Origin of the sequence: Mesorhizobium sp. M5C.F.Ca.IN.020.32.2.1 (assembly GCF_004023105.1) — a bacterium.
GTDB lineage: Bacteria > Pseudomonadota > Alphaproteobacteria > Rhizobiales > Rhizobiaceae > Mesorhizobium > Mesorhizobium wenxiniae.
Map to the genome: position 1 here is coordinate 1 of NZ_RZSX01001055.1, position 1,935 is coordinate 1,935.

Consider the following 1,935-nt stretch of genomic DNA (forward strand, 5'->3'; position numbering starts at 1 on the left):
ACCTATCACCGCCCGCGAATCTTCCTGTTTCCAAGGCCAACTGCTTTGTTATCGCTCAGTCGGCGCGTTGCCGATCTTCTGCTTGAGCTCGAGCGCCCAGGAGCGGCCTTCGTCGCCGCCCCATAGAAGCCAGGCGATGTAACCGGCCGACGGGTTTTCTTCACTGCCGAAGTTACGGCCCTTCTTGTCGACCTCATGGCGGGCGAAATAGCTGACCATGCGCTGGATGGTGGAGGGCGAAAGTTTATCGCGGTTCTTGAGCTCGGTCGCCCGCGCAACCCCGACCTCGGTGCCGCCGCGACCAAATATGCCGCGCAGCCTGAGGCCCATGGCGGCATTGTCGGCAACGATCTGCGGACAGCGCAGGTCGATTTCGTCATTGTCGGCTTCGCGCATGGTTCCTCCCCGATATGGATCTATAATCCTGAACGAAAAATGCGGTGAGATGCATCCCGTTCCGCAACGCTATTGCTTCGCAGTCGTCGGAGCCGCCTGAAAGGAACTGTCCACCAAAGCGACAAGCTGCATCTTGCCTGTATTCGTCTCACGGTTAAGCTTTGTTACAGCGGGGGCCCTCGAAAATCGGAGAAACACGATGCGGCTTCCCAAAACCGGCCTCGCCATCTTAATCCTCGCCGTTCCGCTATTCGCCAACGAGGCGCGGGCGGCCGACGATTGCGCCAATGCGATGGATCAAACGACCATGAACGAATGCGCCGGCAAGTCGCTCGCGAAGGCCGACAAAAAGCTCAACGACGCCTACAAGCAGATCGAGGGTCGGCTGAAGGACAATGCGGCGTCAAAGAAGCTGCTGGTCGATGCGCAGCGCGCCTGGGTCGCTTTCCGCGATGCCGAGTGCAAATTTCAGGGCGGCCCGCCCGACATGGCCGGCAGCATGTATCCAATGGTCGTCGCCGGCTGCCAGGAGGCCGTCACCGACAACCGGCTGAGGGATTTCCAGGGCTACCTCAATTGCCAGGAAGGCGATGCCAACTGCCCGGTGCCGGCGGCGCGGTAACTTCGTTTGTCCCGGTATCCCATGTGAGGTCCCCCTCATCCGGCCGCGGAGCCTGTCCTCGGGCTTGCCGGAGGCAAGACCCGTGGGCGGCCACCTTCACCCCGACGGGGAGAAGAGGTTGGCGCCGGCGTTGACAGTCTCCTCTCCCTTGGGGGAGGTCAGCAGCGAAACGGAGGCTGGGTGAGGGGACTTCTGCCGCTTGCGTGTGCAAAAATGTCGGAACGGTCCTTCGCGATGCGTCCTTGAGAGGCAAGGCGCGTTGCCGCGAACAGGCAGGCGTCGTCAAACGCACGGCTGATGGAGATGACGATGATCACCTTTCCCAACGAATCCCAGGAATACCGCGCCGCCCGCAAAACCCTTTTGCAGAAGGAGATCGAGCTGCGCCGCGCAATGGAGGATGTAGCCGTCGCCCGTCGCGCACTGCCGCCGGGCGGGCTGGTGCCTGAGGACTATGTGTTCGACGGGCTTGGCCCCGACGGCAAGCCGGCCCGGATAAAACTGTCGGAGCTGTTTTCGCCTGGCAAGGACACACTGATCGTCTACTCGATGATGTTTCCGCGCCATCCGCAGGAGACGCGCGACGTGGCGACAAGCGGCGGCACGGCCAAGCTCGCGCGGGCCGACCAGCCATGCCCGTCCTGCACGGCGCTGCTCGATCAGTTCGCCGGCGCCATCGACCATCTCGAGGCCGCCGGCTTCAACTTCGCCGTGGTGGGCAAGACCGCGCTCGAAAACCTGATCACGCTTGGCCGCGACCGTGGCTGGACGAACATGCGGCTGCTCTCCTCGGCCGGCAACAGCTTCAAGCGCGACTACCACGCCGAGGCCGACGATGGTGCGCAGTTGCCGATGCTGTCGGTGTTCCATCGCGACGCCGACGGCATTCGCCATTTCTGGAGTTCGTAGCTTGGTTT

2 protein-coding genes and 1 pseudogene are annotated in these 1,935 nt (G+C 62.6%); 2 read left to right on the forward strand and 1 reads right to left on the reverse strand.

From position 1 onward, the window contains the following. Positions 1–48: 48 nt before the first annotated feature. Complete coding sequence (locus tag EOA86_RS32735; protein ID WP_029350104.1) at positions 49–396, reverse strand: hypothetical protein; 348 nt, start codon at positions 394–396, stop codon at positions 49–51. Between the two features lie 199 nt (positions 397–595). On the opposite strand from EOA86_RS32735, the gene EOA86_RS32740 reads away from it, so the two are divergent. Together EOA86_RS32740 and EOA86_RS32745 are read left to right on the forward strand one after the other, a co-directional pair. Next, positions 596–1,018 carry a lysozyme inhibitor LprI family protein gene (locus EOA86_RS32740; RefSeq protein ID WP_127211063.1) on the forward strand — a complete coding sequence of 141 codons (423 nt, stop codon included), beginning with the start codon at positions 596–598 and terminating at the stop codon, positions 1,016–1,018. A 309-nt stretch (positions 1,019–1,327) separates the two neighbouring features. Then, positions 1,328–1,924 (forward strand): annotated as a pseudogene (locus EOA86_RS32745) (DUF899 family protein); the annotation flags it as partial. Between the last annotated feature and the right edge of the window lie 11 nt (positions 1,925–1,935).